At 46.6% G+C, this 25,529-nt stretch carries 18 protein-coding genes; 17 read left to right on the top strand and 1 reads right to left on the bottom strand.

The annotated features are described in order from the left end of the window. Positions 1-182 precede the first annotated feature (182 nt). The 17 genes from GX659_06655 to GX659_06575 all read left to right on the top strand — a co-directional run bounded on the left by GX659_06655 (position 183) and on the right by GX659_06575 (position 21,739). Positions 183-641 (top strand): hypothetical protein, encoded by a 459-nt coding sequence (locus GX659_06655; protein NLD28464.1) that lies wholly within the window; start codon positions 183-185, stop codon positions 639-641. Continuing rightward, positions 638-1,729, top strand: a complete 1,092-nt coding sequence (locus GX659_06650) for a glycosyltransferase (protein NLD28463.1) — start codon at positions 638-640, stop codon at positions 1,727-1,729. Before GX659_06655 ends, GX659_06650 begins: the two co-directional genes overlap by 4 nt. Beyond that, the gene (locus GX659_06645) at positions 1,719-2,999 is read left to right on the top strand and encodes a hypothetical protein (GenBank protein ID NLD28462.1); all 1,281 of its coding nucleotides are present in this window, start codon (positions 1,719-1,721) and stop codon (positions 2,997-2,999) included. The genes GX659_06650 and GX659_06645 overlap by 11 nt, the downstream gene beginning before the upstream one ends. Further along, positions 2,996-4,192, top strand: coding sequence for a glycosyltransferase family 4 protein (locus GX659_06640; GenBank protein NLD28461.1), 1,197 nt, complete (start codon positions 2,996-2,998; stop codon positions 4,190-4,192). Before GX659_06645 ends, GX659_06640 begins: the two co-directional genes overlap by 4 nt. A gap of 2 nt (positions 4,193-4,194) precedes the next feature. Beyond that, positions 4,195-4,941: a glycosyltransferase family 2 protein gene (locus GX659_06635; protein NLD28460.1), complete on the top strand. Its 747-nt coding sequence runs from the start codon at positions 4,195-4,197 to the stop codon at positions 4,939-4,941. An 8-nt stretch (positions 4,942-4,949) separates the two neighbouring features. Beyond that, positions 4,950-6,218 carry a Vi polysaccharide biosynthesis UDP-N-acetylglucosamine C-6 dehydrogenase TviB gene (gene tviB, locus GX659_06630; protein ID NLD28459.1) on the top strand — a complete coding sequence of 423 codons (1,269 nt, stop codon included), beginning with the start codon at positions 4,950-4,952 and terminating at the stop codon, positions 6,216-6,218. A 254-nt stretch (positions 6,219-6,472) separates the two neighbouring features. Next, the gene (locus GX659_06625) at positions 6,473-7,795 is read left to right on the top strand and encodes a UDP-glucose/GDP-mannose dehydrogenase family protein (protein NLD28458.1); all 1,323 of its coding nucleotides are present in this window, start codon (positions 6,473-6,475) and stop codon (positions 7,793-7,795) included. A gap of 165 nt (positions 7,796-7,960) precedes the next feature. Continuing rightward, a complete protein-coding gene (locus tag GX659_06620) occupies positions 7,961-9,091 on the top strand; it encodes a hypothetical protein (GenBank protein NLD28457.1) in 1,131 nt (376 codons plus the stop codon). Between the two features lie 216 nt (positions 9,092-9,307). Further along, complete coding sequence (locus tag GX659_06615; GenBank protein ID NLD28456.1) at positions 9,308-10,453, top strand: hypothetical protein; 1,146 nt, start codon at positions 9,308-9,310, stop codon at positions 10,451-10,453. A 367-nt stretch (positions 10,454-10,820) separates the two neighbouring features. Then, positions 10,821-12,266 carry an undecaprenyl/decaprenyl-phosphate alpha-N-acetylglucosaminyl 1-phosphate transferase gene (locus GX659_06610; GenBank protein NLD28455.1) on the top strand — a complete coding sequence of 482 codons (1,446 nt, stop codon included), beginning with the start codon at positions 10,821-10,823 and terminating at the stop codon, positions 12,264-12,266. A 186-nt stretch (positions 12,267-12,452) separates the two neighbouring features. Next, a complete protein-coding gene (locus tag GX659_06605) occupies positions 12,453-14,393 on the top strand; it encodes a 1-deoxy-D-xylulose-5-phosphate synthase (protein NLD28454.1) in 1,941 nt (646 codons plus the stop codon). Between the two features lie 18 nt (positions 14,394-14,411). After that, positions 14,412-17,078, top strand: a complete 2,667-nt coding sequence (locus GX659_06600; protein NLD28453.1) for an MMPL family transporter — start codon at positions 14,412-14,414, stop codon at positions 17,076-17,078. A 51-nt stretch (positions 17,079-17,129) separates the two neighbouring features. Continuing rightward, positions 17,130-18,005, top strand: a complete 876-nt coding sequence (locus GX659_06595; protein ID NLD28452.1) for a YitT family protein — start codon at positions 17,130-17,132, stop codon at positions 18,003-18,005. A 363-nt stretch (positions 18,006-18,368) separates the two neighbouring features. Next, positions 18,369-19,031: an ABC transporter permease gene (locus tag GX659_06590; protein ID NLD28451.1), complete on the top strand. Its 663-nt coding sequence runs from the start codon at positions 18,369-18,371 to the stop codon at positions 19,029-19,031. 12 nt (positions 19,032-19,043) lie between these two features. Beyond that, positions 19,044-19,685 carry an ATP-binding cassette domain-containing protein gene (locus tag GX659_06585; protein NLD28450.1) on the top strand — a complete coding sequence of 214 codons (642 nt, stop codon included), beginning with the start codon at positions 19,044-19,046 and terminating at the stop codon, positions 19,683-19,685. A 174-nt stretch (positions 19,686-19,859) separates the two neighbouring features. Continuing rightward, the gene (locus tag GX659_06580; GenBank protein NLD28449.1) at positions 19,860-20,663 is read left to right on the top strand and encodes an MCE family protein; all 804 of its coding nucleotides are present in this window, start codon (positions 19,860-19,862) and stop codon (positions 20,661-20,663) included. A 272-nt stretch (positions 20,664-20,935) separates the two neighbouring features. Further along, positions 20,936-21,739: a tetratricopeptide repeat protein gene (locus GX659_06575; protein ID NLD28448.1), complete on the top strand. Its 804-nt coding sequence runs from the start codon at positions 20,936-20,938 to the stop codon at positions 21,737-21,739. Between the two features lie 91 nt (positions 21,740-21,830). Here the strand turns inward: GX659_06575 and GX659_06570 are convergent, their stop codons facing one another. After that, positions 21,831-25,229, bottom strand: a complete 3,399-nt coding sequence (locus GX659_06570) for a protein kinase (protein NLD28447.1) — start codon at positions 25,227-25,229, stop codon at positions 21,831-21,833. Positions 25,230-25,529: the final 300 nt, after the last annotated feature.

Genomic DNA, 25,529 nt, shown 5'->3' with positions numbered 1-25,529 from the left:
GATTTTCCAAAGGTTTTTAAGTTAAGAAGGGGTGCGGGGGGGGGAATGTTTGGCTTATCAATGATGTTAATCATGCGCGGCATGTCATAAAAAGGGCTTTTGGTAGGGGAATACCTATATTTAATAGAGTAGGGAATTTAAAAGAAAGAGTTAGAAAATATAGGGCTGGGAAGGATGATTTTTTGGGAGTGATAAAAGGGATAGCGAGACTCTTTATCTATCCAAAATCTTTAGCAAAGTTTCCTAGAGAATGCGGTTATGTTTATTTTCAGGATTATATTCCGAACAACAAGTTTGATATTAGGGTGGTTGTAATCGGGAAAAGGGCTTTTGCTATAAAACGAATGGTTCGTCCAAATGATTTTAGGGCATCCGGTAGCGGAGATATTTTATATGAAAAAGAGAATTTTTCGAATGAAACAATAAAATTAGCTTTTGAAACTGCTGAGAAGATTAAATCCCAATGTGTTGCGTTTGATTTTGTATATGATTTTCAAGGTAAACCATTAATAGTTGAAATAAGTTATGGTTTTGTCCAAGATGGATACTATCAATGTGTTGGTTACTGGGATAACAATCTTGTTTTTCATGAAGGTAAATTTATTCCGCAAGAATGGATAATAGAGGATTCTTTAAGATGAAACTTGCGATAATTATCGACTCTCTAAGAGGAGGAGGTGCAGAAGGAAACTGTGTTATCTTGGCTAATAAATTTGTTAGCCTAGGATGGAATATTGACGTTGTTGTGCTATCACTTAAAGATTCTGTTTGGCAAACTTCGTTGGATACAAAAGTCAGGTTAATTAATTTAAATGTTGGTCATACCAGAAAATCTTTTTTTAAGTTATGGAACTATATTAGAGTTAAAAAGCCTCAGTCGGTTCTTGTGTTTGACCACAGACTCGCGGTTATGTTGGTGATTGTTAGGATATTTTCAACGTATAGATTCAAGATATTTGCAAGAAATATAGGAATTTTGAGCCAGAAAAGAAAGCACCAAAAATCAATTTATCATAAATACTTGATTGATATGTTAGTTAGATTTTTCTATAGCAAGGTCGATAAAATAATAGCCCAGTGCAAGGGTATGGCAGATGACTTGAAGATATATTATGCGATGCCAGCTGATAGGATTAAAATAATAAATAATCCAATTAATCCAGAAATATCGGAATATCTAAAGGATAATATGTTATCTTGTGCCAGAAAAAATTATATTTTATGCGTTGGACGCCTCGAGCCGGTTAAAGCATTCCATTATGCTATAGAAATGATGCCCTGTCTTATTAAAATTTATCCAGAGGTCAGATTGAAAATTTTGGGCACTGGTAGTTTGGAAAGTGAACTGAAAAAACTTGCACAGAAGCTTGGTGTTTTTGAACGTGTAGATTTCGAAGGTTTTCGAGAAAAGCCTTTTAAATATTATGTTGATGCGAGAATGACGTTACTTACTTCTTTGCATGAAGGTTTCCCTAACACTATACTGGACTCCATAGCATTGGGTACTCCGGTGGTAGCCTTTGATTGTGATTATGGTCCTAGGGAGATAATTCAAAATACCGTGAACGGTTATTTAGTCAAGTATGAGGATGCTGGTGACTTGTTATATAAAATAAGGCTAACATTAGATAGAAAATGGGAACGTGGTAGTATTATTGATACTGCTATAAGGTTCTCTTTGCAAAATGTTGTGTCTGCATATGAGGAACTTATTAGTAATGTTAGTTAAAATGCAAAACTTTGACTTTATATTATACCTGCTTATTTTTGCGTTATTTTTTCCGACGTTTCACAGTATTTTTGACTCAAAGGGTGCTATATTACTCAATGGATTGCTTATTTTTTTCCTTGTTTCATTTATAGTTATTCAAGGAAAAATTAAATATGAATTGAGTAGGTGTGCACAAATTGTTGTTTTTATACTATTTTCATATGCAGTGTTAATTTTATTATCTACCGTCATGGGTTCTTTTTTTTCCGGTGTAAATATTATTTTCAGAGATTTTTTCGAAATTCATCGGCCGGTTTTATATGCTTGTGTATTTTTGGTTTCCTATGATGCTTTGCAAGATATATCACAGTTAAATAAATTAGATAAGTTTTTGTGGGGTGTGCTTATTTGTTTGATAGTTTTTGCAATTTTTGGTTTTTTTAAACTTGATACAACCATATTAGGTCTTTATACAAAATCGGCTAATTTAGAATCTAAGAGAATTGCTGCTCCCTTTGTTAACCCTTATGACTTTGCCTTTATTTCTACATTTTATGCCTTCTATTTTTTAATGAAAGGTTTGTATGTCAAGAGGAGATATTTATTGTTTTTTATTATTCCTTTTTTGCTCATATTAGCTTCTCAATCGAGGTCGGTTTTTGCTGGTTTTGCTGTTGGTTTAATTATAGTTGCTCCATTATTTTCTTTTTTTGTGAATCTACGTTTGCTACGTAACTTTAAACTTCATAAATCCTTACCTTGGTTAACATTCTGTTCCTTGTTGTCAATTATACTTATCTATCTGTTATATATGCTTATTCGGGACAATTTCTCCTATTTGGTCTTGGCGTATGAGCGGTTTTTGGCTGGTGAAGAAATTAGATCTGGTTCGATTAGAAAAGAGCAATTTATGTTAGCTGTTAAATATGCTGTTAATAATCCAATGATCTTATTGTTTGGAAACGGTCCGGCAAAGGATGTGATGGAATTTGTTGAATCTGTTTATACTTACTATTTTTTTAGATATGGCGTTGTAGGTTTTATAACAGTTTTTTTGTTGCCATTATTTTTAGTTATTCGAGCTTGTTATAAAATAATATGTAAAGTTTCCGTTAGCAGTGAATATTTTCCTTTTTTCTCGGCTTTATTTATTTGGTTTATAACAATACCTTTTTCATCAATAGGTAATAATTTTACAGAACAAATTAGACTTTCATTTTTTTATTATATGATGGTGGGTTTAAGCCTTAAATCCGAAGTGTTGATTTCAAAAGGAGATATGTCTTGAACGTTTCCTATATCTTGATGCAATTTCCGGCTCCAAGTGAAACTTTTGCGTGCGAGGATGTTAAAGCCTTGCTCAGACAGAATTCCGATGTTAGCGTATATGCTTTAAGAGGAAAGCATCGTCTATATGATAAGCTAATCTCACAACGAGGAATATCAACGATTAAAATCTCACACTATTCATATTCCAACTTTCTATTAGGTATTTTATTGATTTTATGCAATTCCTCTGTCTTTATTAAATATATTGTGTGGTTAATCCGTTGTGAGTCTTCTAGACCATCAAATTTAATAAAGGCATTTTTTCTTTCTCCTAGAGTTTTTGTTATTTGGAAGGAACTTGAAAAAAAGAAACCTGATGTGGTTCACTTGTTTTGGGGACATATGCCTTCTCTTGTTGGTTGGTTTGCCTTAAATCAGCTTCATTATAAACCTATTGTTTCAATTTTTTTGGGCGCTTATGATCTTAACAGAAAAATGGGTATAAGTAAGTATGTTGCCAAAAATGCCTCAGTTGTTTTTACTCATACAAAATGTAACTTAGCTGAAGTAAACAGAATAGCCGAACCGAACAAAAATATTAAAGTAATTTATAGAGGCATCAACTTTGATTTGATTGATTTTTATAAACAAAAAAGACCAGACTCATTTCTGAGTGCCGGAAGGTTGATTAAAGAAAAAGGGTTCGACGACCTTATAGTTTTTTTTAGTAAATTTTGTTCTAGAAATAGGAATGCTAGACTGAGTATTGCAGGGGATGGTCCTGACAGGTCAAGATTAGAAAGGATTGCTAAGGATTTAGGGGTTGATTCAAGAGTCTTCTTTTTAGGGCATATCCCACATAATGATTTGCTTAATCTAATGTCAGAATCACAATTCTTTGCTTTATTTTCAAGATATGAGTCCGACAGGTTGCCTAATGTTTTGAAAGAAGCAATGGCTTGCGGTTGTTTATGTATTGCAACCGATATACCTGGCAATGACGAATTAGTTATAGATAACTTTACTGGGATTCTTTGTCCTAAGGCCGACATAAATTTAGCTGTCAATAAACTTGATCTATTAATGCATGATCCAGAGGTTATGTATAAAATTATTTCGAATGCCAGAGATTACGTAACACGATATTTCGATGTGAATATGAATATGGCATCATATCTTAATGAGTGGACACGTTTGAAGGGTGTGAATTAATTATGTTGGTTTCTATAATAATGCCAGTGTATAATTCCTTCCGTTATTTAGCTGAGTCTATCCAATCAGTTTTAGGCCAGTCTTATAAAAATTGGCAACTCATTATCGTAGACGATTGTTCAACCGATGGTTCCTGTGAGCTAGCTTTAGAATATGCAAAGAATGATTCAAGAATTAAAGTTTATAAGTTGGATAAAAATTCGGGCCCAGCTGTTGCTAGAAATTTTGCAATTGAAAAAGCAAATGGTCGTTTTATTTCCTTTTTGGATAGCGACGACTTATGGAAGCCAGAGTTTCTTATAACCTCATTAGATTTAATGTTAGAGAAAAATATAGAGTTTTGCTTTGCATCTTATCATAGGTGCGATGAAAATCTGAACCCATTACTTTCAGATTTTATTGTTCCTGAAAAAGTTTCTTATAAGGATATTCTTAAAACCAATCCAATTTCCTGTTTAACTGCGGTGTATGACACTAGTCGAATAGGTAAATTGTTAATGCCGAATATTATTAAGAGACAAGATTATGGATTATGGCTTAAAATACTGAAACAAACTGTTTTTGCTTATGGGATAAAGAAACCTCTTGCTATCTATAGAATAAGAAAACAATCTGTTTCTAGAAATAAAGTAAAAGCATCAATCTATCAGTGGCGAACTTATAGGGACGTTGAACACATTTCACTTGTCAAATCAATTTATTATTTTATTCACTATGCGTATTATGGTTTTATTAAATATAGAAAATAACGGTTAAAATGTCTGATCTTTCAAACAAAACAATCGTTGTAATAGGCCTCGGTTATGTCGGGCTTCCTTTGGCCGTTGAATTTGGGAAAAAATATAAAACCATAGGTTTTGATATCTCAAAAAACAGGGTGGATGAGCTCTCCAGATTTCACGATAGTACTAGGGAGACAACTGCGGATCAGTTGAAGTCTGCAACGAGACTGAAACTTACCTGCGAGGCCGATGGCATAAAGGATGGAAATTTTTACATCATTACGGTTCCAACTCCCGTCGACAAACACAACAGGCCTGATCTCACCCCGATAATAAGCGCTACGCGCACGGTTGGAAAATATCTGAAATCTGGTGATATTGTAGTATATGAGTCAACCGTCTATCCCGGATGTACAGAAGAGGAATGCGTTCCCGTTTTGGAAAGAGAGAGCGGTCTCAAGTTCAATAAGGATTTTTTCTGCGGTTATAGCCCGGAGAGGATAAACCCAGGCGACAAGGAACATACTGTCACAAAAATTAAAAAAGTGACCAGCGGAAGCACTGCGGAGACCGCTGATATTGTCGATGAGTTGTATCGCTCAATCATCGTCGCTGGCACTTTTAAGGCATCATCTATAAAGGTTGCCGAGGCTGCCAAGGTTATAGAAAATACGCAGCGCGATATAAATATAGCGTTTGTGAATGAACTTTCTCAGATATTCAGAAAGGTCGGAATAGACACGCACGAGGTTTTAGACGCAGCTGGGAGCAAATGGAATTTCTTAAATTTCCGGCCTGGGCTTGTGGGAGGTCACTGCATAGGTGTTGATCCTTACTATCTTACACATAAGGCGCAGGAGCTTGGGCATAATCCTGAAATCATCCTAGCGGGGCGACGCCTTAACGACAACATGGGCGCTCATGTGGCAGAACAGGTTGTGAAGGGAATGATCCACAAAGGACATAAAGTCCCTTCATCGCGAATTCTTGTTCTAGGTATTACATTTAAGGAAAACTGTCCTGACATTAGAAATTCAAAGGTGGTAGATGTGATCAATGGGTTGAAGGATTTTGGATGTACTGTCGATGTTCATGACCCGTTGGTGGATGCAAAAGATGTGTATCGCGAATATGGCATAGAGCTTACCAGTAAACTTCCAGATACAAAATACGATGCAATCGTCCTAGCCGTGGGACATTCAGAATTTAAAAAATACGACATCTCATCGTTTAAGAGCGACTCCGCTTATGTCTTCGATGTAAGAGGCTTTTTGCCGAGAGATGTTGTGGATGGAAGGCTGTGAAAGGCGTAAGGCTTTTTAGGGTAGTGGCAAGATTTTGATAGGGTGTTTTTATGGGTAAATATCAGGAATTGAAAGTGTGACAACGCTCAAAGGACTTGGCCGTTTTTATTTATCATAAAATAAACGAGGGTCTTTTTGCAAAAGACTTTGGTTTAAGAGACTAAATTAGAAGGGCAGCTGTTTTTCCTTACGCCCTACGCCTTACGCCGATTTCCCCTAAGTTTGGTTTAACTTATTTATCATAGGAGCTCAATATGTCCAACATCGCTGTAATCGGAACCGGGTATGTAGGCCTTGTCACTGGAGTCTGTCTTTCAGACTTCGGGCATCACGTCGTGTGTGTTGACAGTGATCCAAAGAAGATCGAGAAGCTGAATAACGGTGAGACTCCCATCTATGAGCCGGGGCTTCTTCCGATCGTGGAACGCAATCGCTATTACGGAAGGATAAAGTTTACTACCGATACGCGCGAGGCGGTTAAAAACTGTGACATCGTTTTTATAGCCGTTGGAACTCCTCCGGCCGAGGATGGAAGCGCGGATCTTAAACATGTCGAGGATGCTGCCCGTGAGATCGCGCGCGCGATGAACGGCTATAAGGTCGTAGTCGACAAGAGCACGGTGCCGATCGGGACTGGGCAAAAGGTGAAGGGCTGGATCTCCGAGGAGTTGAAAAACAGGAATGTAGATCATCCGTTCGATGTCGTTAGTAACCCGGAATTTCTGCGCGAGGGGTCGGCGGTGCAGGACTTCACGCATCCGGATCGCGTGGTTGTGGGGGCTGAAAGTGAGAGGGCGATCTCGATGATGAAGGATGTGTACAGGGTGCTCTATCTGAATGAAACCCCATTCGTTGAAACGAATCTGGAAACTGCTGAGATGATCAAATACGCATCGAACGCCTTTCTGGCGATGAAGATCACATTTATAAATGAGATCGCCAATCTCTGCGAGAAGGTGGGGGCAAACGTTCAGGATGTCGCCAGGGCGATGGGGAAAGATGGCAGAATCAGTCCGAAGTTTCTCCATGCCGGCCCAGGATACGGCGGGAGCTGCTTTCCGAAGGATACGAAGGCGCTGGCAGATATCGGAAAGAAGCTCGAGGCAAGGCTCTATCTGGTAGAGCAGAGCATCGAGAGTAACGAGAAACAGAAGCGCCTCATGGCCGAAAAGGTTGCCGCGACGATGGGCGATCTTAAGGGAAAGAGGATCGCCGTCTTGGGCTTGGCCTTCAAGCCTAATACCGACGATATGCGCGAGAGTCCGGCCATCACGATCATGAACGATCTGGCGGCGCGCGGGGCGCATTTTTCCGCCTACGATCCCAAGGCGATCGGCGAGGCGAAATGGCGCCTTGAAAATATGAAGGAACATATCACCTATTGTTCGGATGAATATGCGGCGATCGAGGGTGCCGATGCGGTGATGATACTTACCGAATGGAACCAGTTTCGCAGCCTCGACCTGGATCGCGTAAAGAAATCCATGAAAGGAAATCACTTCTTCGATTTCAGGAACATATATCGGAGATCCGAGATGGAGGAGAGGGGGTTTGTATATTGCGGGGTTGGAGTGTGAGAGCCGTGACTCATGGCTGGCCTTTAGATTCTGGCTTCTGTAACCTCAATCCCAACCTCAGCCTTCGTCTCGATATTTCCCCTTCAATTTCAATCACATATAATTGCTTGACTTGAAGATTTCCTCATGTATACCAGCAAAAATTCTTTGTTTCCAGGGGGTTATATGAGAAAACATCTCAGATCCGTCAGCGCCTTTATGGCTCTTAATTTTATATTTTTCACCTCTTTAACGGCCTATGCGCAGGTTCCTACCAGAGCTAAACAGGGTGCGGCTACCAAGCCCAGCTTTCGAACTTATCAGGCTGATGGAGCTGACCCCTCCCAGTCTGGCGGGTTTGGGGGGGATAGATCCGGCCTTTCGCAACAGGGTTTGACCGATTATTCGAGGTCCGGGATTGGCGGCGTCATGAGCATGTCCGCCTATCAGATCCATGTCCTTGGTGAGGTTGGTGAGCCCGGTACATATCAGGTCTCGGCATCCACCAGGCTATCAGATGCCGTCAAACAGGCCGGGGATGTCACCTTTGTCGGTTCGCTTCGCCACATACAGCTCAAACGGGATGGGCGATCTATTCCGATCGATCTTCTTTCATATGAGCTTTACGGAAATCTCGAAAATAACCCCTATCTGATGGAAAATGACGTTATCTTTATTCCGCTTAGGAAGGATGTGGTCCAGATCGCCGGATCGGTTAGAAGACCGAATATATATGAGCTTAAAAATGAGAGGAATCTGAAGGCGCTTATAGAGCTCGCTGGCGATTTCACCGCTGGCGTTGATATGTCCCTCCCCATAAAGGTCGTAAGGTTTAAGAATGGCAGTAAGGACGTTATCGATGTGAATAACGATTCGGTCAGCCTTTCCTCCTTCGATATCCTGAATGGCGATGTGGTATTTGTTCCTAATGTGATTACGGCACAAAACGAATTCGATTTTAATGTGGAGAGTCTCCCCGGCGAGCAGCCTTTTTATCCATCATATGAAGATAGGGTCTTCGTTCTTGGCGGGGTTAAATTTCCTGGGGCGTATCCATTCAGCCCACACTATAACCTTTCGCAGTACCTCTCCCTCGCAGGCGGTGTCTCGGAGAGAGGCAAGGTCAGTAAGATCAAGATCATTGCCCCCGATGGAAAGGTTAGAAAAGGGGTCGATGGGATGGTTGTAAATCCGGGTGACAGCATATCCGTAAAGGAGCGCTGGCTGAGCCCGACGGGATGGATTACATTTATGGTCAGTATCGCGAGCTTCGGCCTCTCCGCCTCGGCTACGATACTTGCATTGCAGAGGAAGTAGAAAAACCGTGACTGGTGACTCGTTACCGGTGAACGGTCGGAACAGGATTCCCGTCTGCCCCGCGGTAGCGGCGGCTTAAATCATGCGGGAATGACATTCATGGTGTCATCCCCGAGTGACGAGATGGTCGTCATCCTCGAATGACTTTATCGGGGATCCAGCAACAACCGCGACTGGCGGCAAAGCAGAAGCTAGAAGGGGAAAAAGGAGTTGCAGATGATGGGATCGAATATAAATCAATCCATGGGTCGCGGAGGCAACGACGATGAGATAGACTTGGTCGATCTTTTTATCGTCCTGAAAAAGAGGCGGAAGATGATAGCCATAATAGTCGGCGTTGCCTGCGTCCTGGCGGTGATAGTGAGCCTCCTTCTACCTGAAATCTTTAGATCGCAGGCTGTCATCATGCCGCTTCAGCAAAAATCCGGGATGATGTCTGCCCTCGGCGGCGACCTGGGTGGTCTTGCGGCTCTTGCCGGAATCGGCGGAATGAATGCCGGCCCTGAGGCGAAGCTGATGGCGATTCTTCAAAGCAGGAGCCTCGCCGATGCGGTTATAAATAAGCAGGGGCTGATGCAGATATTCTTTGAGGATGAGTGGGATGCGGACAAAAAGAGCTGGAAAAGCGAGGATCCTGAAGAGATTCCCACTATGGAGCGTGCTGTTGATGCATTCAGAGATAGTGTGATCTATGAGCAGAATAAAGAGATTTCTACGATATCTATCAACGCTGACTTCAAAGATCCGGAGCTTTCCGCCAGGGTGGCCAATGCCGTAGTTGCCGAATTGCAGGAGATAATAAATCAGAAGGCTTTTTCGGTTTCGAAGAAAAATAGAATTTTTATCGAGGGGCTTCTTCGCAAAAACAAGCGCGACTTTCTGGAGGCTGGCAAGGCGATTGCCGATTTCTACGGAAGGAACAAGGTTTCGAGCGTAGATGCTAACATCGATGTGGATATTGAAATTGAGCGCCTGAAGGAGGGAGCGCGCGCCTTGGATCTGGACTTGGATGAACTGAATAAGCGTCGCGCGGAGATAGAGAATAAGCTCAAGGAGATGCGGGTTAAAAACGTCCCGCAGCAGGTGTATCTTCAGTACCTGGAGATGCGCCGCGAGGTTATAGCCAAGATAAATGCGCTGCTCTCTACGCAGTACGAGATGGCGATGATCGAGGAATCGAAGGAAGATATAAACTTTCAGGTGATAGATGATGCGGTTGTTCCTATACAGAGATATAAGCCAAAGAGAAAGTTGATCTGCGTCGTTACCTTCATGGCTAGTCTCTTTCTTGCGATCTTCGCTACTTTCGCGCTTGAATATATAAACAACTTCAAGGCGGAGATGAGGAAAAGAAAAGTGTAACTGGCAACGGGGACAGGAAAACCCGTGATTATTGACAATGGACCATAGACCAGCTGCGATCGGTGGTTTTGGTCGATGGTCAATTGTCCATGGTTGAAGTTGCGGTCGGAACAGGATTCCCGTTTGCCCCGCGGTAGCAGCGGCTTAGTACCGCGGGAATGACAGCGCGCTGAAAGGTTGTCATCCCCGAACGATTTAATCGGGGATCCAGTAAAAACCGTGACTCGTAACTGGTGACTGGCGACAAAACAGAGGCTGGATGTGAGATGCTAGAAGCTAGAAAAACCTCGGCCGCGGAAATCTAGCTTCTCGTTTCTAGATTCTGGCTTCTGCAACCTTAGCCTCACTCGATGGTCGGTAAAACATTATGAACCATACATCCGCACTGGTGCTTAGCTTGCTGCTCTTGGGGGCGATATCGTATTCGGTCACCGCCTCTTTTCTGGTCCCCTTTGTGCGGCGCTTCGCCATTTCTCGCGGGTGGGTCGATGATCCTGCCAGGTCGGTCAGGAAAGTCCATAAGGAACCGGTCCCGTACTTCGGCGGTGTGGCGATCTATCTAGGATTTTTATTCAGCGTGATAGTCAACTACGTCTTTTTTCATCGCTTAAATTCCTCGATGGAATATCCTAGCTGGTTTCTCTCATTTATAGTTGGTGCATTTTTTATCCTTTCCATAGGCACGCTCGATGATATCTACGATATAAGCCCGGTAAAAAAACTTTTCTCGCAGCTATTCATCGCGAGCCTCGTCTTCCTGGGCGGAGTCCAGCTTGATCATATAAATCTTCCGATCCTCGGCTTGGTGGAGTTCGGACAGATCTCGTATTTGATTACCGTCTTTGTCATAGTGATTGTGATGAATGCAGTAAATATAATAGATGGCCTGGACGGGCTTGCTGCCGGAATAGTCCTAATCGCTTCCTTTGCAAATCTGGCGATGGCGCTTTATCTGGAACTTTATTTCGTGGCGTTGCTCGCGTTTATCTTCATCTTCTGCCTCGCTGCATTTTTGAAGTTCAACTGGTATCCGGCAGGGATGTTTCTGGGCGATGGTGGAAGTTTGCTGATAAGTTTTATCCTCTCAGTGATAATGATCCAGAACGTGCAGGCCTCCGGTAAATTTTCACAGGGGGCGGCCCCATTTCTGGTTTTATTTTATCCTCTTCTCGATCTGGCGTTTGCGATCGTGCGCAGGGTGATAAAGGGCAAACCGATGATGAGCGCGGACAATGCGCACCTGCATCATTTCCTGATGCGTAATGGATTTGGGCATGATGGATGCGTGAAAATCATAATGTTTTTCACTGGGATCATGCTGATTGCAGCGCTTCTCTTCATCTTTCACCTCTTTATACCAGGGCTTTTACTTTTACTTCTTATTCTGGCGGGGCTTACCGCATTCTTCATATACACGGGTTATTTCAAGCCCGTCTTGTTGAACAGATATCTGCAGAATCGTTCGAGGTTTAAGGCGCTTCATGCGTATAAAAATTTTCTTCTGATAAAGGTTCGCCATGCTGAATCGAAGGACGACCTCTGGTCGATGATGTCGGGGATGGCTGTGGAATTTTCGCTTCCGGCGATAAGCTGGTTTGGCAATGGCAACAGTGAGCGCAAAATAGGGGAGTTCTCGGTCCCATCCTTGCAGATCAAGTCGGAAAAATTGGTGAATTCCGGGACTCGGTTCGAGTATTACATAAGGCAGGATTTCGATGATTATATCAAGGCCGAGATCGAGTCCTTCGTTAAGATGGTTATCACCGCGGTGGATAAAAGGTACGGATATTTGAAAAAGATGGGCGGGGTGTAAAAGCCGTGACTGGTGACTCGTAACTGGTGAACGGTCGGAACCCCGCGGTAGCGGCGGCTTAAATCATGCGGGAATGACAGTATGGTCGTCATCCCCGAGTGCTTTAATCGGGGATCCCGTAACAACCGTAACTGGTGACTGGCGGAAAAACAGAAGCTAGAGATGTCGGTCGATGGTCAATTGTTCATGGTCGGTATTTTCGGCCTAGCTTCACTTGAGGATATAAACATGGCATATACAAATGAAGATCTGGAAAATTTAAGAAATCGGATCATAGAGATCTCATCTAAAAACGGCGGGCATCTTGCGCCGAGCCTCGGTGTTGTTGAACTCTCTACAGCACTGCACGAGGTTTTTAAAAGCCCCGAAGATTCCATCATATGGGATGTCGGACATCAGGCCTATGCCCACAAGATACTTACAGGCCGCGGCGATCGCTTTCACACGATAAGGATGCGCGGCGGCCTTTCAGGTTTTCCGAAGCGCGAGGAGAGCGAGCATGATCCGTTTGGCACAGGGCACAGCTCGACCTCCATTTCCGCAGCGCTGGGAATCGCCGAGGCAAAACGCCTTTCCGGCGATAAGAGCAAGACCATCGCCGTGATAGGGGATGGTTCGTTGACTGGAGGTCTTGCATTCGAAGGGATGAATAACGCAGGACACATTCAGAACAAAAACCTGATAGTGGTGCTAAACGACAATCAGATGTCGATCGACAAGAACGTCGGCGCCATAGCCCGATTCATGAATCGCGGCCTCACCAATCCGACCTACAACCGTATCAAGCGCGATGTGAAGACCCTGCTCAACATAGTTTCGACCAAAGAGCTCAATCTTGTGGATTTGACCAGAAGGGCGGCGCTCGTAGTGAAGGATTTTTTTCTGGCAGGGAGTCTGTTCGAGGCCTTCGGTTTCAGATACATCGGTCCGATAGATGGCCACGACTACAAATCGCTTGTAGAAACACTGAAAAATATATCCGATGATATCGACAAGAGCCCCGATAAGTCGCAGCCCGTTCTGCTTCATGTTATAACGAAGAAGGGGAAGGGGTACGCCCCGGCCGAAAAAGACCCTTCGAAATATCATGGGATATCCAAATTTGACATAAACACAGGCGATCCGCTTTCCGATCCCAATGATCCTCGTCCTACATATACCGCCGCGTTTAGCGATTCGCTCTGCAGGTTGATGCAACAGGATAGCCGCGTGATCGCTATAACCGCCGCTATGCCCAGCGGTACCGGACTTGACAAGGTGCGCGATAGATTTCCAGGTAGATATTACGATGTTGGAATAGCTGAGCAGCATGCCACGGTATTCGCAGCAGGTCTTGCGACACGTGGTTTTCGCCCGGTCTTTGCTGTTTATTCCAGTTTTCTGCAACGCTCATTCGACCAAGTGATACACGATGTCGCTCTCCAGAATTTGCCTGTCATCTTCGCGATCGACAGAGCGGGAGTCGTAGGTGATGACGGCCCTACGCATCATGGAGTTTTCGATCTAAGTTTTTTGAGATCTATTCCGAATATGACTATCATGGCGCCATCCGATGAGGAGGAGCTTTCGAGGATGCTGTTTTCGGCCATGACGTATAAAGGGCCTGTGGCGATAAGATATCCCAGAGGGAAAGGGACCGGCGTTGCTGTTTCCGCCAGTCCAGAGCCTATTCCATTTGGAAAATCGGTGACGATAGGGGATCCGGAAAAACCGGACTGTGTTATTTTTTCAGCTGGGAATATGCTCAAGGTAGCGGTGGACGCCGCGTCATCGCTCAAGCTTCGGGGTATAGATGCTGCCGTGGTTGATGCGAGATTTGTCAAGCCGCTGGATGAGTCCTGCATTCTAAGGATGGCCAAGAGATGCCGCCGTTTTATCACCATAGAGGATGGTATGAAGGCGGGCGGCTTTGGATCGGCGGTGCTCGAACTTCTAAGCGACAGAGGGTTCGAAGAAATATCGGTCCTTAGATTTGGATATGACGATATCTTCGTTGAGCAGGGGGCCATTCCTGAGTTGCATAGAATGCACGACCTCTACGCCGATGCCATAGTCAGTGCGGTTATTTCCGAAAACGCGGAGAGATCTTCTGATTCCGTTCTTCATATATCTTCTCCCCGTAGATAGTTTCTTCCGGAGGCTTCAATGAAAACCAGATGTTTTAAATCGATTGCCGGATTTGTGTCGGCGCATCCATGGAAGATAGTCGTAGCCGCGCTCCTTTTGACGGTTTTTTCCGCAGTATATGCGTCATTGACCCTGAAGCTGAACGCCAACCAGGATGATCTCGTCTCTCGCGACCTCGATTACAGCAGGCGCTATCTCGATTTTCTTGATGAGTTCGGGGACGAGGAATATCTCTATGTGGTGGTCGAATCGGAGGGAAATCCTGAAAGGGCAAAGCGTTTCATTTCCTCGCTTGCGGGGCGGCTTCATGGGATCGATGGACTCAGCCAGGTGATATGGAAGATAGAAAACCCTGTGCTCGAAAAGAATTTTCTCCTGTATCTGACTACCGACCAGCTTACGACTCTCAAGGGGATGCTCACGGAGGGGGCCTTTTCCGCAAAAAATATAGCCAGCTGGCATAGTTTTGCTGAACTCATAAGCGCCCTCACCTCGAAAGTAAGAGAACCTGTTTCAAAAGATGACGAGGGAAAACTCTCACAGGGCTTCACTTTTATCGACAGCATGCTGGATAATATTTCCGCTGCGCTTGCCGGCGGTAAAACTTCTGGAGCAGGGCTCGAATCGGTTTTTTTCGGAGGGGATGAGACCTTCGATTCCGACGGCTATTACAGAAATGGCGATCTGTATCTCATCATGATCATGCCTGACAAAGATTTTACGACGATGTCAGTGATAGAAAAGCCGCTGGCCGATATTCGTGCCGCGATAAAACAGACGAAGAGCGAGTCGGATTTTGCCGACATCAGTGCTGGGCTTACTGGAAGGCCGGTGCTTTCAGCCGACGAGATGCAAACATCCGACCGCGATACGACGCGTGCCACACTTCTTGCCATTGTACTTGTGGGAATGCTCTTCGTCCTCTTCTTCGGAAGCTTCAGCAGGCCCATGCTTGCGATGACATCGCTTATAATGGGGATATCCTGGACCTTCGGCCTTGTATCGGTCGTCTATGGAACGCTCAATATTCTATCGATAGTCTTCACTCTTATCCTGATTGGCGCCTCGATCGAATATGCGATACATATAGTTGCCAGATATCAGGAGTATCTGTCCGAAAGCGGGGAGATAGATTCCTCCATCGCTAAAGCGCTTGCGACTTCAGGAAGGGCAGATCTTACCAGCGCTCTTACCACATCCGCGGCATTTTTAACCATCATGTGGACGGATTTCACTGCGCTCGCCCAGCTAGGATTCATAGCCGCAAGCGGAATACTGCTCTGCCTCACCAGTATGTTGATCGTTCTGCCGGCCATGATCATTATACGCGACAGAAGACGCGCGCCGATGGATCTCAAGAAGGTGAAACCATTCGCGATGCCATATCTTTCTTTTGCTTATCGCAAAACATGGGTGCTTGGGATTGCGGCTCTCATCCTCAGCGTGGTAGCGGTCGTTTTTGCGCCTAAGACCGGATTCGATAACAACCTGCTTAACTTACAGGCAGATGGTCTGGAATCAGTAAAGTATGAACATATCATAATGGAGAAGTCTTCGGAGACAACCTGGTTTGCCAGGGCGGTGACGGAGAGCGCTCAGAAGTCGCACGAGCTGGCAAAAGAATTCGAGATGCGGCCAAGCGTGAGAAAGGTTGATGATGTTGAGCGGATAGTCCCTGAACACCAGCTTGCAAAAATTCAGATAATTGAAGGTATAGCCCCGGCCTTTGCAAATCTGCTTTTCAGTCCGCTTTCCGGCGAACTCGATGCGGCAGCTCTTTCGTCGTCGCTGACTGATCTTTCAGATAACCTGATGCTTCTACAGAATGAGGCCTTTAAGGCAGGCAGGGCCGATGCTGTCGAGGAGTTGGACAAATTCGGTGCGAAGGCTTCTGACCTCGCCGCCGCAATATCATCCGCCTCGTCGGAAGAAGTCAAAAGAGTTGCTGCGCTTCAGGAAAATTTCTTCAAGGATTTGCACAACAGCATAGAGATCCTTGCCAGTGGTATGGATCCTACTACTATATCGGAGAAGGATCTTCCGGCGGATATCCTAAGGCGCTTTGTCAGCCCCAAGGGAAGGTATTCCATGTTTATCTATCCTAAGGAGGATATCTGGGACCCCGTCGCTTTGGAACATTTTGTTTCTGATATAAGGAGTGTGCATCCGGAGGTTTTTGGAACCCCGATAAGTGTTTATGAATCTGCCAAGATGATGCGCGAAACATTTTTGCGTTCTGCAATACTCGCTTTTGTCGTGATATTCGTTCTGGTCCTTATAGATTTCAGGTCCGTAAAATCCGCTGTCATGGCAGTATCTCCTCTTGCGATAGGGTTGCTGTGGCTTCTCGGCGGAATGGGATTTTTCGGCATACCATTCAACATGGCAAACTTTTTTGCGATTCCGATTTTGATCGGAATAGGCGTCGATTTCGGTGTGCATATGGTGCACAGGCTGAGATTGGAGAAATCTCTTTCCGCCATGACTAGTTCGACTGCCAAGGCGGTGGTTCTTACAGCTCTTACGAATGCAATAGGTTTCGGAGCGATGGTGATCGCATCGCATCGCGGCATTGCGAGTCTCGGGAAGATAATGGCGATAGCATCAGCTGCGTGTCTTGCTGCGACTATGATAGTTCTTCCGTCGATAGCCAAGGCATTCAATTACGGGAATAGAAGCAGGTAGGGAGGTGTAACTGGTGGCTGGTGACTGGTGACTGGTGAAAAGGAGCTCGCGATGAAAAAAATATTCGGGGCAGATAAGATAGGATTTGTTGGAATCCTTAAAAATATTCTGATCATCATCATTGGTTCGGCGATTACCTCCGTAGGGGTTAGCGTTTTTTTGATACCGCACAAATTTCTTTCCGGTGGCGTCAGCGGGCTTTCACAGTTTGCATCATATCTCACAGGGTATGAAGTGGGAACTTATGTTCTTGTTCTGAACATCCCCGTCTTTATTTTCGGGATAATCTACCTCAGCCGTTCTTTCATAATAGGAAGTCTTTTCGGAACGATAACCCTTTCACTGGGTCTTTATTCCACGGTGTGGATGAGCAAGATGGGATGGGCGCCGGAGCCCCTTCTGTCGGCAGTGATAGGGGGGGCGCTATCCGGAGGTGGCACCGGACTGGTCTTTAGGACCAATAGCTCTCATGGCGGAATCGATATCGTAGCGGCGGTAATCAGAAAACGATGGTCGATGAGCATAGGCACGATAGCCTTTGTTTTTAACGCCATTGTTTTGCTTTCGCTTGGACTGATTTATGGTCTGCACGTTGCGCTCTATTCGGTTGTCGTTCAATTTTGCTCCTCGATGGCACTCGATAAAATCATGCTCGGCTTCGATAGAAGAAGGGCGGTATTTATAATAAGCGATGAGCCTCACAGGATCGCCGATCTAATCATGAAGAAGCTGAATCGCGGCGTGACCTTCCTCGATGGCGAGGGTGCGTATATGGGTAGAAAGCAGAAGGTCATCTACTGTATCGTCTCAATTCGTCAGCTCGCCCGGGTGAAGTTCTATGTCCAATCCGCCGACCCCCATGCGTTTATGACCATAGCGGAGGTCAGCGAGGTCATGGGGAAGGGCTTCAAAGCGATGCCGATTTAACTTCCATGACTCGTGACCGGTGACGGGCGTAAAAACAGAAGCTAGAGGTGAGATGCTAGAAGCTAGAAAAACCTCGCCCGCATAAATCTAGCTCCTCGCTTCTGACTTCTCACTTCTGCTTTTCCCTCACGCCTTGAGCCTTACGCCCTACGCCTGATTTCCTTTGACCTTTCACCTTTAACCGTTGACCTCAACCTTACTCCTTATTGCACTTTCTCGCTTCTATGATATAAGCGGCGCATGTCTTTTCTCGACAGAACAGGCGCTGTATCAATCGCCACTCTCTCCAAAATTTCGGAGCTAGGGGCTTTTTTTGTATTAATCCTAAAAAGCGCATGGTGCGAGAGGAGAGTTGCACCCGCGATGGTTTTAGACATCATCATGCGGCAGATTCTCTTTACCGGTGTGGAGGCTTTGAAAATAATCACTGCCATAGCTCTTATAATCGGTGGAGTCGTCATCCTTGAAACTTTTTCCATACTTCCCGGATTGGGGGGGGAGTCGGCGATTGGCACTATCCTGGTTATAGTCGTTGTCCGGGAGCTCGGTCCGCTGCTTACAGCCTTTATCGTCATCGGACGATCCGGCACCGCAATTTCAACTGAAATAGGTTATATGACGGTAAATCACGAGGTCGAAGCGATAGAATCTATGGGAATAAACCCGCTGCGTTTCATCGCTCTTCCTAGGATTATAGGGGTTGCGGTCGCTATCGCTGCGCTATCCTTTTATTTCAACACAATTGCACTTTTCGGAGGATACTTTTTCGCTAGGTTCATGGTCGATATACCTTTTGGGACTTATATCGCCAATCTCTCCGCGGCCATAGGATTCTGGGACGTCGCCGTCAGCGGAGTCAAATGCGCAGTCTTTGGCGTGATCGTAGCCACGATATGTTGTTACGCTGGTTTCACAGTCAGATATTCCTTTACCGAGATTCCGCAGGTGACTACCAAGGCCGTAGTTACATCGATATACCTCTGCTTTTTGTCCAATATATTGATAACACTTTTTTTCTACATCTGAAGGAGTCTTGATTTGGAGATTTCCCTTGAAAATGTTTCATTTAGGTACGATGGCGGGCGTCTTCTGATAGAGGATTTTTCCGACCGCTTTCAGTCGGGAGAGATCGTTGGCATCGTGGGATCTTCAGGATGCGGGAAAAGCACTCTCCTGAAAATTATTTCACTCCTTCTACGGCCTATTTGCGGTGTAATTCGGGTCGATGGGGATGATTTTTGGTCGCTGGGCAACCGTGAGATGAACTCTCTAAGGGGAAAGACAGGCTTCGATTTTCAGGATGCAGCTTTAATTTCAAATATGAGCGTCGAGCGGAATTTACAGCTGCCGGTGGAATATTCCATGGGAGATAAATCTGCCGCTGCCAAGTTTGCAGCTGATGCCATCGTGCGAGGCGGGCTCGGCGAGTATTCGATGATGATTCCTGCGGCCCTCTCATATGGCATAAAGCGCCGCGTCTCACTGCTTCGCGCCGAAATTTGCGCCAAGGGCGCATTTTTCTGCGACGAGCCGAATCAGGTCTCGGACGGGCGCTACAAAAAACTTTTTTCCGAGATTTTGAGAAAAAAGAGGGATGCCGGAGCGCTATGTCTCATCGCTTCGGGCGATCTCACTTTTCTTGAACCGCTGGTGGATAGGGTGGTGGAGATAAAACCGTGACTTGTGACTCGTAACTGGTGAACGGTCGGAACGGGATTCCCGCCTACAACTGCGGGAATGGCGCTGTGATTGTCGTCCCCGCATGATGTTGACGGGGATCCACTAGCTGCCGTGACTATCAGCGGGGGTATGTTCACGCGAAGCGGGTACGCGTCCCCGGAATGAGGAGAAATTATGATTTTTAAATTCAAACATCTTCAAAAGATAGTCGGCCTTTTCGTCATCATCGCCGCACTGATGGTAGTCGTGCTCCTGATGCTCGTCGCACGCGGGCAGCGCTGGTTTCAGGGGTATGTTCGTTACACGGCAAATCTTCAAAGCGCTTCTGGTTTGAAGCCAGGCTCGCTCGTCGTCATCAACGATCTGGAGGCCGGTCGGATAGGGCGCGTTGTGCTAGATTCGAATAATCGTGTAGAGATGCAGATTCAGCTTTTCGATCAGTATGCCGACAGAGTCAGGGAAGGTAGTAGTGTCAGAGTTCTGCGTCCAATCGTAGGCTCTGCTGTGATGGCTCTGATCCCCGGCGATCCAGCCGCTCCAGCACTTGCGCCCGGCAGTCTTATTCCGACCGAAGGGGCGGAGGCAGCAGGCCTTGATGACCTGATAGAACAGGCGACTTCGCTGATAGCGGCCCTCGGCGATCCCAAAGGGGATCTCATGCTTTCCCTTGCCAACGTAAGCACGGCCACGAAGGGAATAGTTGATGCGATGACGAAAAATGACTCCAGCATGAAACTTCTCCTCGAGCGCCGCGATCTTTACGATAAATTGAGTTCGGCGATGGGGCATCTGAATCATATTCTTGGCGAGGTCGATAAAGCGAGTCCTGAGATCAGGGACGCGATAGTCGAGGCGCGTCGCGGGCTTGAAGAGGTTAACAAGGTAACGCTGGCCCTGCAGAAAAGTTTTCTGCTGCGCGGAAATATCAAGCAGCAGATAAAACAGGACTCGACGCTCAAGTTTGAAGCCCGGCCGTAAAAGCCGTGACTTGTGACTCGTGACTGGTGAGCGGTTGGAACCCCGCGGTAGCGGCGGCTTAAGACCGCGGGAATGACGTTCATGGTGTCATCCCCGAGTGCTGTAATCGGGGATCCCGCAACAGCCGTGACTGGGAAAAACAGAGGCTAGAAGCTAGAAAAAGCGGAGATTAGAAATCTCGCTTCTGACTTCTAGACTCTAGCTTCTGTAACCTCAACCTTATCCAATTGGGGAGACAAACGGTACGCGTTCCCGGAAAAAAAGGAGGTTATGTGAAGCTGATAATGATAATTGCTGCGCTGCTGACGATAGCAATGGCAGGGTGTGGCGGCGGAAAGAGAGCTTCCACGGTCGATACGATAAAGGTCGATGTTAAGCGCCTCAACCTTCGCGGAAACGAGTTTTACTATCAGGGGCGCTACGATGATGCCGCCAGGTTCTACGGTCGCGCTCTCTCGATATCCGAGAGGATAGATCATGAGGAAGGGGTCGCCGAAAGCCTGAACAATCTTGGCCAGCTGTATCTTGTCGCAGGCAGTTACGACGATGCCTGCACGAAATTTCGCGAGGCATTGGAGATCAACGACAGGATAGGAAATTTGAAGGGGGCAGGGGCGAACTTGAATAATATCGGCAGTGCGCAGATGGCAAAAGATGATTTAGTATCTGCTCGTAGCTCATTTTTAGAAGCGATGAAGAGATATCGCGACGCTAAGGACGGCGAGGGGGTCGCGACCGTTCTAAGTAACGAGGCCCTTATCGATATCGAATCGGGAGAGCTTGCCTCTGCTCGCGACAAACTCTCCCAATCGCTGGCGATATCGATTCCTAAAAAACTTCACCGCCTTTCCGCGACATCTCACTATTCGCTGGGGAGGCTCGCTGAAAAAGAGGGGGATTTTGAGGCCGCCCTGCAAGGGTATGATCGTGCTCTTGCTGAAGACAAGCTGGTCGAATATTCTGCGGGGATCTCCAAAGATTTGGATGCCCTCGCGCGGGTGAACCGAGCCCTCGGTCGCGACGCAGAGGCCGATGACTATATGAACAGGGCGCGAAAAAGTAAGGAACTGCCGTGACTGGTGACTCGTGACTGGTGAACGGTTGGAACGGGATTGCTTCGCTTGACGCTCGCAATGAAGATGTGGGTTTCCGTTCACCGTTCACTATTTACCGTAGTATTTCTGCCATGCGTTCTTCGATCTCGGAAATTTCCTCTTCATGCGCCTTGTCGCCGTGAGAGTATTTCTTGAGGCCGGAGAGGAGGGATTCGAGATCGTCTGTCTCCCCCGATGAGAGTTTTGCGCGCGCGCGCAGAAGCAGGATTCGATAGCGGTGCGAATTCGATGAGACGTCCTCCGGCATTCCAGAAAGCATGCGATCGGCCTCCTCGAAGCATTTTTCCATCTCTTCGAAATTTCCATTGCCGAAGTGGGCTTCGCCAAGCCCTTCCATGGCCGACATGGTGAAGAAGTCGCGGCGGTCGCCGGCGAGCGCCGCTTCAAAATATAGTATCGCCTTATTGTAGTCCCCCATCTCGTTGCAGCATCTTCCCATCAGTGACCATACGCGTGCCGCAAAGAGGGCGTAGTTTTCACCGCCCAGGCATGCGCTGGCCGATATCTGTTTGTTGCATTCCTCCATGCAGCGCGGGTAGTCGCCCTGATCATAGAATATGTTGGCCAGCGTCGCATGAACCTGCAGCAGCGGAAAGCCGGCGAGCTTGCTTTCAGCGAGCCTCAGGGCCTTTCTCGCCCAGAGAAGAGCCTTATCGAAGTTTCCGGAGAGCCTGTATATTTCAGCGAGCGTAACGTATGCCGAGTTTAGCGAATATATGCCGAGCTTTTTTTCTTCGATCTGTTTTTCAAGATTAGCAGCAGCCGCCCGATAATTTCCGAGCGACATCAGAACCGAGTATAACAGATTGTTCGATATTAGCTCGACGCGGTTTTTAGGGAGGAGCTGCTCGAGCTCAGCGCTCTTTTCAAAAAGTTTTTTTGACTCTTCGAGCAACTCCCTCGAACGTTGTGGTTCGCGATATGCCCTGTGGTAGAAAAGCTGTCCCTCGAAATTCATGAAGAAGGCCTTGCGAAAGAGCGTGTCGCATTCGGAACATGAATTCTTTTCTTTTTCGATGAGCTTGCCTGCGGAAGTGAGGTCGCCGCCACGCAGAGTTTTTATTATCGCGAGGGACGTCACTTGGTCGTGCCAAAAACCGCATTTTTCTCGCGTGATTTTCTGCGCCTCTCTTATTGTGAGTTCCGCCTCAGTGTACCTATCCTGATTCAGATGAGCCCCCGATATGAGGGACAGAACATACGATCGGAATTTCCAGTTTTCCGCATCTATCTTTTGGAGCGCGAGCTCTAAGAGTTCAACCGCAAGTGCGGCTTTGCCCTCGTGGTTTAGCATCCGCCTGCCGAGCTTGATCGCCGAAGATGCCGCCCTCCGGGTGTCGCTGGAAAAGGCAAGATGAAGGAGGAGTTCATTTTGGAATTCTTCGCTTTTTTTCCCGCGCTTCTCGAGTTCAAGAAATATCGCGTCGTGGAGCATCTCGCGGCGTTTGGTTTCCATTTCAGAATGGATGAGCCCCGGCATGTAGGCTTCATCGACAAAGGTGTAAGGATCTTTAACGCTTCCCGCTTTCGACTTGGCAGGCCTCAGTATTCCCTTGTCGCAAAGCATCCTTATGGTCTGTGCGGAGGTGGTCCTGTCTAAGAGCTTCATGATAAGTGAGGCGGATGGAGGGGGAAGAAAGGGCTTGAATGCCAGACAGGCGGCAATCTCCGCCGCTTCGCGTTCAGCCGGTTCGAGGGAGTGAAATTTTGCAAGCAGTCTCTCCCGCGTTGACCCGCTGGCGGGTTTTTCCGGACGGAGCGATATTTCCTGCGAGGTAATAACAACCTCCCCGCATGCGTCGAAAAGCGCACTTTTGCTGTCGAGCTCCTCCAGCCTCTCGACTATCTCCTGCGGTATTCCCGCAGTCTGTTCTATCAGGAGATCTATTGTTGCAGAGGAGATTTCCCTTTCGGAGAGCGCCGGCGTGGCCTTGAGATATCTCTTCAGATCGGCGGCTTTAAATGGCGGGATCTCGAATTTTACCGATTCAAGCTGTTCCGGCATCAAACCATCCGCGACCGCACTGCCGGATTTTGATGTCGCGACCATCAGAACGGGAGCTAGATCGGAATAGAGTTTCTGATTTTTTCTGCGTTCCACAAACAGCGATGCCAATCCCTTTAACGTTTTAAGAGCTCTGTCGGCCGCTTCCGATCCTTGTATGAGTTCATGGAGATCATCCATGAAGAGGATGATAGGCTTGGAATTTTCCGCCATGTCTCGCTCGAGGCGAGCTATCGACTCGAGCATGTGATCATCAGACATCGGAAATGTCATTGAATGCAGCGCTATTCTCTCGACGTCCATCTCCGCTGTGCTTTTGAGACAGGAGATGAGATGTGATTTGCCGATCCCGTCCGGGCCGGTCAGGTGATAGAGCGAATTCTTAGGGATCTCCGATGAAATCACCCTATCGATATCGGGTTCTATTTCGTCACATATCTTTTCGCGGCCTATGCGAGAAAGTCCGGGTGGGCGGAGATATGAGGCCTCTGAGGAACCCTTCGCACCGAAGGCTTCAGGCATATGAGTCCGAAGTGCGTTTATTACCGCACGCGCGTTTGGATAGAACCTATTTTCAGGCTCGAATGAAAGAAGCTTCAGGATTATCTTGTCCAGAAAGTCAGGGACGAATCTTCCTTTTTGCTTGTGTGCCGCCGATGGAGGATCCGGCGATATGTACTCCTCGCCGTCGATCATTTTCCGTATGGCGTCGCGCGATCCCCTTGCGCTCCTTTCGAACGGATGAGCTCCCCAGGTGATGCAGTTGTACATGACCACCCCTGCCGAATACAGGTCTGACTTGGAGTTCACCTTTTCGCGTAGGCCGAGAGCCACCTCCGGCGCCATCGTAGAAATGGTTCCTATGAAGCTTCCTCTATATTCGGAAGGGGTCATAGCGAGGCCGAAGTCGATTATCTTCACCCTCGGGGATCCTTCCACCTCTTCGACGAGAATGTTGTCGGATTTGATATCGAGATGTATGAGCCCGCTTCTGTGTATGAAGTCGAGTCCTTCTAGGAATTGCACGAACAGTGGAATCATCTCGGAGGGTTCCCACCCCTTTACGTACTGCGCGAGTGGTTTTCCGTCGACGAATTCCGAGACTATGAAAAAGTGGCCCTCCTTGAATCCTATTTCAAAGACCCTCGCTATATTGGGATGCTCGAGTTGGAGAAGCGTTCTGTATTCTATCTTGAAACGTTCTACGTTGATCTCGTATGCCCGCCTGGTCTCTTGAGTTATCTCCAGAGGGCGATTTCCGAGTGAAGGATGCTTTCGCGCTAATGCGCGCTGTATATTTCTTTCTATGAGTTCCTTGTCCAGGACCTTGATTGCGACTCGGCGTTTGCCATCGGGGGCGGATCCTTCATGAACGAGTCCCGATCCCCCGTGCGCAATCTCAGGCCGGGTTACTATGTAACCGCCAAACGCGTTCGCTTCAGACATGGCGAGGATTCTCCCGTCCTTCATTCCACTCTTGCAACGACAACTGCGTTTTCGATCCTGCCTTGGCGCTGACCCAAAGATGGCCATGCCGCTTTTTCGAGGGTGAAATCTAACATTTATTTTGGACTTTTGAAACCTCTCTTATCAATTATTTCATTTAAGCAACCTCTGAAAAATAAGCAAATTCAGGGCACCTCTAAAAGCTATACGCTTGTCATCCCCGCAACGACCGTGACTCGTTACTGGTGAACGGTCGGAACCCCGCGGTAGCGGCGGCTTACAGCATGCGGGAATGACAGT

It is taken from the genome of Myxococcales bacterium, assembly GCA_012513515.1.
Taxonomy (GTDB): Bacteria; UBA10199; UBA10199; order 2-02-FULL-44-16; family JAAZCA01; genus JAAZCA01.
The sequence above is the reverse complement of the archived record's forward strand: the minus strand, read 5'-3'. Positions and strand labels throughout refer to the sequence as shown.

What these genes read in the sequence shown, in the direction of transcription:
- tviB (NLD28459.1), top strand. Translation starts at nt 4,950, where the DNA reads ATGTCTGATCTTTCAAACAAAACAATCGTTGTAATAGGCCTCGGTTAT.
- GX659_06615 (NLD28456.1), top strand. Translation starts at nt 9,308, where the DNA reads ATGATGGGATCGAATATAAATCAATCCATGGGTCGCGGAGGCAACGAC.
- GX659_06620 (NLD28457.1), top strand. Translation starts at nt 7,961, where the DNA reads ATGAGAAAACATCTCAGATCCGTCAGCGCCTTTATGGCTCTTAATTTT.
- GX659_06635 (NLD28460.1), top strand. Translation starts at nt 4,195, where the DNA reads ATGTTGGTTTCTATAATAATGCCAGTGTATAATTCCTTCCGTTATTTA.
- GX659_06570 (NLD28447.1), bottom strand. Translation starts at nt 25,229, where the DNA reads ATGTCTGAAGCGAACGCGTTTGGCGGTTACATAGTAACCCGGCCTGAG.
- GX659_06645 (NLD28462.1), top strand. Translation starts at nt 1,719, where the DNA reads ATGTTAGTTAAAATGCAAAACTTTGACTTTATATTATACCTGCTTATT.
- GX659_06650 (NLD28463.1), top strand. Translation starts at nt 638, where the DNA reads ATGAAACTTGCGATAATTATCGACTCTCTAAGAGGAGGAGGTGCAGAA.
- GX659_06600 (NLD28453.1), top strand. Translation starts at nt 14,412, where the DNA reads ATGAAAACCAGATGTTTTAAATCGATTGCCGGATTTGTGTCGGCGCAT.
- GX659_06590 (NLD28451.1), top strand. Translation starts at nt 18,369, where the DNA reads ATGGTTTTAGACATCATCATGCGGCAGATTCTCTTTACCGGTGTGGAG.
- GX659_06605 (NLD28454.1), top strand. Translation starts at nt 12,453, where the DNA reads ATGGTCGGTATTTTCGGCCTAGCTTCACTTGAGGATATAAACATGGCA.
- GX659_06610 (NLD28455.1), top strand. Translation starts at nt 10,821, where the DNA reads ATGAACCATACATCCGCACTGGTGCTTAGCTTGCTGCTCTTGGGGGCG.
- GX659_06580 (NLD28449.1), top strand. Translation starts at nt 19,860, where the DNA reads ATGATTTTTAAATTCAAACATCTTCAAAAGATAGTCGGCCTTTTCGTC.
- GX659_06625 (NLD28458.1), top strand. Translation starts at nt 6,473, where the DNA reads ATGTCCAACATCGCTGTAATCGGAACCGGGTATGTAGGCCTTGTCACT.
- GX659_06595 (NLD28452.1), top strand. Translation starts at nt 17,130, where the DNA reads ATGAAAAAAATATTCGGGGCAGATAAGATAGGATTTGTTGGAATCCTT.